General features: G+C 65.2%; 5 protein-coding genes and 1 pseudogene. 1 reads left to right on the top strand and 5 read right to left on the bottom strand.

The annotated features are described in order from the left end of the window. The 5 genes and pseudogenes from Q0D45_RS10820 to alaC form a co-directional block, all read right to left on the bottom strand. Positions 1-280, bottom strand: a pseudogene (locus Q0D45_RS10820) (glucose-6-phosphate dehydrogenase); the annotation flags it as partial. A 91-nt stretch (positions 281-371) separates the two neighbouring features. Beyond that, positions 372-2,060 carry a single-stranded-DNA-specific exonuclease RecJ gene (gene recJ, locus Q0D45_RS10815; protein ID WP_366946415.1) on the bottom strand — a complete coding sequence of 563 codons (1,689 nt, stop codon included), beginning with the start codon at positions 2,058-2,060 and terminating at the stop codon, positions 372-374. A gap of 36 nt (positions 2,061-2,096) precedes the next feature. After that, entirely contained in the window at positions 2,097-3,215 is a 1,119-nt protein-coding gene (thrC, locus tag Q0D45_RS10810) for a threonine synthase (protein ID WP_293392490.1), read from the bottom strand. A 76-nt stretch (positions 3,216-3,291) separates the two neighbouring features. Next, on the bottom strand, positions 3,292-4,593 hold the full coding sequence (locus Q0D45_RS10805) for a homoserine dehydrogenase (RefSeq protein ID WP_293392487.1): 1,302 nt from the start codon (positions 4,591-4,593) through the stop codon (positions 3,292-3,294). After that, positions 4,590-5,846, bottom strand: a complete 1,257-nt coding sequence (gene alaC, locus Q0D45_RS10800; RefSeq protein WP_293392484.1) for an alanine transaminase — start codon at positions 5,844-5,846, stop codon at positions 4,590-4,592. The genes Q0D45_RS10805 and alaC overlap by 4 nt, the downstream gene beginning before the upstream one ends. Positions 5,847-5,959: 113 nt before the next feature. Between alaC and Q0D45_RS10795 the strand changes: the two genes are divergently transcribed. Continuing rightward, a partial coding sequence (locus Q0D45_RS10795) for an adenylate/guanylate cyclase domain-containing protein (RefSeq protein WP_293392481.1) occupies positions 5,960-6,719 on the top strand: 760 nt, incomplete at its 3' end.

Genomic DNA, 6,719 nt, shown 5'->3' with positions numbered 1-6,719 from the left:
ACGGCACGTAATCCAGCTTCGCCGCGAAGTCATTCCAGGCTTCGTCCTTGGGCTTGCGGCTGCCGAAATCATCGAGCGCTTTGCGGGCGATGCTGCGGAAAGCGTCGACATCGATATCGTCCAGCGATACCCCGATGATCCGGCAATCCGGCATGAAGCCGGCATTGGCGAGATGGAACAGCCCGGGCAGCAGCTTGCGCCGCGCCAGATCGCCGGTGGCGCCGAACAGGATCACCACCTGCGGGAATCGCGGCCCTACGCCGGGTGGAACCTTGGCCATCGTCGAAGCCTCTGATCGTCTGTGAAACCGGCGAGCGCCGGGCAAGGCAGACACGCAAAACAGAAGCCAACTGCTACACCCTGGACGACGCTCAGCTCGCCGCTTCGATCTGCTCGATCTTCAGCTCCAGCGTTTCGCGATCCTGCCAGCGGTTGATCGCCAGCTGATAGACCGCGCGAGCCCGGCCACCGTCGACAGCGGTTTCGGCGCCGTTGAAATGCACGGCGTTGATCACGCCCTGCGGTCCGCGCAGGCGATAGCGCACGTGGTTGCCATCCTTGCCGATCGGACGCAGATCGATGACTTCGAACTCGCCGTCGAAACGCGGCTCCGGAAAGCCCTGTCCCCAGGGCCCGGCGGATTCGATCAGATGCGCGGTATCGAGCACGAACTCCTGGGCGCCCAGTTCGCCATCGCTGTCGATGACCTGGGCCAGCGCATCGGCGTCGAGCAGCGCGCGACACTGAACATCGAACACCGTGCGAAACGCGGCGAGCCCTTCCTCCGGCATGGTCAGGCCGGCGGCCATCGCATGGCCGCCGAAACGGGTGATCAAGCCAGGATATTTGGCATCGACCGCCGCCAGCGCATCGCGCAGATGCAAGCCAGGAATCGAGCGGCCCGAGCCTTTCAGCATGCCGCGCTCGTGGGCGCGGGCGAAGGCGATCACCGGACGGTGCAGCGCATCCTTGACTCTCGACGCGACCAGGCCGACGACGCCCTCATGCCAGTCCGGCTCGTGCAGCACGACGCCGACATCGTCACTTTCAGCGACCAGCGCCAGCGCGTCATCGCGCATCTGTGCTTCGATGCCACGGCGTTCGCGATTGAGCTTGTCGAGTTCCTGGGCGATCGGCAGCGCCGTATCGCGATCCGGTGCCAGCAGGCATTCGATGCCGCGCGCCATGTCGTCGAGCCGGCCGGCGGCATTGAGACGCGGGCCGAGCACGAAGCCGAGATCGCCGGCATTGATCCGCTCCGGCGTGCGGCCCGCCGCTTCGAGCAGCGCCATCAGCCCCGGCCGCGCACGTCCGGCGCGGATGCGCGCCAAGCCCTGCTGCACGAGGATGCGATTGTTGTAATCGAGCTTGACGACATCGGCGACGGTGCCCAGTGCCACTAGATCAAGCAGTTCGGCGAGGTTCGGGCCGTTGCCGGCGCCGAACGCGCCTTCGGTTCGCAGCCGCGCACGCAGCGCCAGCAGCACGTAGAACATCACGCCGACGCCGGCCAGATGCTTGCTCGCGAACGGGCAGCCGGGTTGATTCGGATTGACGATCGCCGCCGCTGCCGGCAGTTCAGGCCCGGCCAGATGATGGTCGGTGACCACGACCGGCAGACCGATCGCGTTCGCGGCTTCGATGCCGGCGAGGCTGGCGATGCCGTTGTCGACCGTCACCAGCAGTTCAGCGCCCTGCCCGCGCGCCAGCTCGACCAGCGGCGGCGACAAGCCGTAGCCCATCGTGAAACGGTTGGGCACCACGTAGCCAACGCTGGCCGCGCCGAGCGCCTTCAGGCCAAGTACGGCGACGGCGGTGGCGGTGGCGCCATCGGCGTCGTAGTCACCGGCGATGACGATGCGCTTCTGCTCGCGGATCGCCTGTGCCAGCAACTCGGCGGCGGGGACTATCCCCAGCAACTGATCCGGCGGCAGCAAGTGCTTTAGATCGAGCGCCAGTTGCGCGGGATCGCTCAGGCCACGAGCCGCATAGACGCGGCGCAGCACCGGCGGCAGCGATGAAGGCAGCGTTTGCGGCTGGCCGGGCGGACGACGGCGGATGGTCGGCGCGCGGCTCACCGTCGAGTCAGCGCCTGATTACAGCCGATCGACCAGCACCCGCTCGACGGCACTCTTCACGGCATCGACTTCGATCATCGGCGGGAAACCACCCTTGAGGATGATGTCCGGGTCCTTCATGCCGTTGCCGGTCAAGGTGCAGACGACGGTCGAGCCAGCCGGAATCTTGCCGCTCTTCAGATCGCGCAGCGCGCCGGCCAGCGAGGTCGCCGACGCTGGCTCGCAGAACACGCCTTCCTGTTCGGCCAGCAGACGCTGGCAGGCGAGGATTTCGGCATCGGTGCATTCATCGAACCAGCCCTTGGATTCGGTCTGGACGTGCAGCGCCAGATCCCAACTCTGCGGGTTGCCGATGCGGATCGCCGTGGCCACCGTCTCCGGATCCTTCACCGGGCCGCCACGCATGAACGGCGCGCTACCAGCCGCTTGGTAGCCGACCATGTGCGGACGAGTCGTCACCGTCGCGAAGTTGCCGATGGTGCTGTGCGCGGCGAAGTGGCTATCGGCTGCGGTCGGCAATCCAGCGCTCTCGGAGTAGCCAAGCCAGTGCGCGGTGATGTTGCCGGCGTTGCCGACCGGCAGGCAGTGATAGTCCGGCGCGCGGCCCAAGGCTTCGACGATCTCGAAGGCCGCCGTCTTCTGGCCCTGCAGGCGATACGGATTGACCGAGTTGACCAGTGCCACCGGGCTCGTCTCCGACACTTCCTTGACCAGGCGCATGCCGTCGTCGAAGTTGCCGCGCACCTGCACGATGGTGGCACCGTGAACCACCGCCTGGGCCAGCTTGCCCATCGCGATCTTGCCTTCCGGAATCAGCACGAAGGACTTGATGCCGGCGCGCGCAGCGTAGGCTGCTGCTGCTGCGGACGTGTTGCCGGTCGACGCGCACAGGATCGCTTTCGCGCCGCGATGCACGGCCTCGGTCACGGCCATGGTCATGCCGCGGTCCTTGAACGAACCGGTCGGATTGGTGCCTTCGAACTTCACATAGAGGTCCGCCTCGACGCCTTCATGGCGAACGAGGTTGTCGAGCTTGATCAGCGGCGTGCGGCCTTCGCCGAGGCTGATCGCTTTCGCGTCGGCGGGCAGCGGCATGCGGCTGCGGTAGGCGTCGATGATGCCGGTGTAGCGGGTCATGGAATTCTCGAAATCATTACTGCTTTTCTTGAGGAGTCCGAGCCGTGGACGGCCCGGTCTTGAACAGGACGTTCAGCTATTCGAAATGCTCGACTCGGAGACGGCTCATGTCCGGCCGCACGAACGGCAGCGCCCGAATACGTTCCAGCGCAGCGTCGAAGCGGCTGCCGCTGATCACCGAAGTGATGATCGCGATGCGCGCGTCTTCATGGTCTTCCGGTTCCTTTTGCAGGATCGCTTCCACCGAGATATCGGCATCGGCCAGGATCGTGGTCAGCGCGCGCAGCACGCCTGGTTCGTCGGCCACGGTCAGGCGCAGGTAGTAGGCGGATTCGATCGCCTCGATGCCCAAGGTCGGCTGGGCCGCCAGCGCAGCGGCCGTGAACCCGAGCGCGGGGATGACCGGCGCAGCACCGTTCAAGCGAGCGATGTCGACCAGATCAGCGATCACTGCAGACGCAGTCGGTTCGCCACCGGCGCCACGGCCAACGTAGACGGTCTGGCCAACGGCGTTGCCATGGACGCGGACGGCATTCAGCGCGCCATCGGTCTTGGCCAGCAGATGATCGTCCGGCACCAGGGTCGGATGGACGCGCAGTTCGACGCCGTGCTCGCTGCGCTTGGCGATGCCGAGCGACTTGATCCGATAGCCCAGTTCGCGGGCCAGCTGGATGTCCTCCGCCTGCACCTTGGACAAACCTTCGGTCGACACCGCCGCGAAGTTCAGCGGCGTGCCGAAGGCGATCGAGGCGAGGATGGTCAGCTTGTGGGCGGCGTCGATGCCTTCGACATCGAAGGTCGGATCGGCTTCGGCGTAGCCCAGCTTCTGTGCGTCCTTCAACGCATCGGCAAAGCTCTGCCCCTTCACCGTCATCTGGGTGAGGATGTAGTTCGAAGTGCCGTTGATGATGCCGGCGAGACTATCGATATCGTTCGCCGTCAGGCCTTCGCGCAACACCTTGATGATCGGGATGCCGCCGGCCACCGCCGCTTCAAAGGCCAAGCTCAGGCCACGGGCCTGGGCGTCGGCGATCAAGGCATTGCCCTTCTCGGCGATCAGCGCCTTGTTGGCGGTGACCACCGACTTGCCACCGGCCAACGCCGCCAGGATCAGGTCGTTGGCGAGATCAGTACCGCCAATCAGTTCGCAGATCACATCGACATCGGCCGCCACCACCGCTTCCGGGGTTGCGTGCACGCGGATGCCTGCTAGCGAGCAGTCACGGCTGGCAGCCGCGTTGCGCACCGACACGTCGGTGACCACGATCGCCCGGCCAGCTCGCGCGGTAATTGCTGCCGCATTCTTCTGCAGCACGCGAACGACACCCTGCCCGACCGTACCGAGGCCGACGATGCCGACTTTCAGCGGCCCGCTCATGGCTGCGCGACCTTGAGGCTCGCTTTCAGGAACTTCTTGATCGAGCGCGTGGCCTGGCGCGTGCGGTGCTCGTTCTCGATCAGCGCGAAGCGCACGTATTCGTCGCCGTACTCGCCGAAGCCGATGCCGGGCGACACCGCGACATGCGCCTGCTCCATCAGCTGCTTGGAGAATTCCAGCGAGCCGAGATGCCGGTGCGATTCGGGAATCTGTGCCCAGATGAACATCGTCGCTTTCGGCTTGGTCACCGGCCAGCCGGCAGCCAGCAGACCCTCCACCAGCACGTCGCGGCGCTTGCGGTACATCTCGCAGATTTCGGCCACGCAGTCCTGCGGGCCTTCTAGGGCGGCGATCGAGGCGACCTGGATCGGTGTGAACATGCCGTAGTCGAGATAGCTCTTGATCCGCGCGAGTGCTGCGACCAGGACCGGATTGCCGACCATGAAGCCGACCCGCCAGCCCGGCATGTTGTAGCTCTTCGACAGGGTGAAGAACTCCACCGCCACGTCCTTGGCACCCGGCACCTGCAGCACGCTCGGCGCCTTGTAGCCATCGAAGACGATGTCGGCATAGGCCAGATCGTGGATCAGCCAGATCTCGTGCTCGCGGCAGATCGCCACGGCGCGCTCGAAGAAATCCAGCTCCACGCATTGCGCCGTCGGGTTCGACGGGAAATTCAGGATCAGCATCTTCGGCGTCGGCGTCGATTCCTTGATCGCCTTGCGCAGTTCCTCGAAGAAGATGTCGTGATTCGGATCGTCCTGCGGAAAGCGGACGTGGCGCACGTCGGCACCCGCCAGCACCACGCCGAAGGGGTGGATCGGATACGCAGGGTTCGGCACCAGCACGGTGTCGCCAGGGGCGAGCGTGGCGAACGCCAGATGAGCCAGGCCTTCCTTCGAACCGATGGTCGCGATGACCTCGGTCTCGGCGTTCAGGTCGACGTCATAGCGGCGCTTGTACCAGGTCGCCATCGCACGGCGCAGGCGCGGAATGCCTTTCGAGACCGAGTAGCGATGGGTATGGGTGCCGTCCTCGTCATGGACTTCCGGGCGCACGTAGTCGCTCTCGGTGCCACGGACGGACGCCTCGACCAGCTTGTCGACGATGTGCTTCGGCGTCGGCTGATCCGGGTTACCCATGCTGAAATCGATGACGTCCTCGCCACGAGCTCGGGCCGCCTTCTTCATGTCACCGACGATATTGAAGACGTAGGGCGGCAGGCGCTCGATGCGCGGGAAGACGGTGTTCAAGGGATCCTCGGATGACGGGTCGGGTGCCGGATCGGCACGATTGCGCAACAACAGCGATGAAAGAGCCGCTAATTACAGCATGTGCGGCCGGTCACGGCTAGCGTTCGCCAGGGTTGGCCGCGCTCGAACCGGCCAGCGGGCCTCGCCCCGAACGTGCAAATTTGCTGCTGCCGGTAGCGGCCAATGCAGTTCAGAATATCGAGGTGACATCAGCGTCACGCGAATCATCGGGGATCAGGGTGTCAGAGGATGTTCGTCACTGCGGTGTGCTGATCGTCGATATCGCCGGATCGACCAAACTGCGCAGCGAGCTCGGCGAACTGGCGGCTGGCCGGCAGATCCATCACCTGCTCGACAGCATCATTGCTGCCGCGCGCGACCGCGGCGCCACCTTCATCAAGGCCTACGGCGACGATGTGCTGGCGGTCTTCGAGCAGGACCAGGTCGCCGCCACCGCCGAAATCGCGATCAAGGCGCAACGGCTGGCGTCGGAAGTCGGCCTGCGCCTGTACGCCGGCTTCCATTTCGGCCCGGTGCAATTCCGGCTGACCGACGGTCATCCGGATGCCGTGGGCCAGACGATCAATTTCGTCGCCCGCCTACACAAGATGGCCGAGGACGCGCCGGGGCAGATTTTCCTGCTCGAAGAAAGTCTCGGTCAGCTGCCACACGCCCTACGCGCGCAGGCCATGCCATTCGGCAGCCGATCGCTCAAAGGCCTGGGCAAGTTCAACGTCTGGACACTGGGCTGGCAATCGCAGGACGCGCCGACCGCTACTGTCTTCGCTGCCGAAAGAGACACGGCTATTGCGTCCACCACGCTGCATCTCAGGCACGGGAACAGCACCCTGACCTGCCTCAGCCACGACCGAA

This window comes from Nevskia sp. (assembly GCF_023266035.1).
Classification (GTDB): domain Bacteria; phylum Pseudomonadota; class Gammaproteobacteria; order Nevskiales; family Nevskiaceae; genus Nevskia.
The sequence above is the reverse complement of the archived record's forward strand: the minus strand, read 5'-3'. Positions and strand labels throughout refer to the sequence as shown.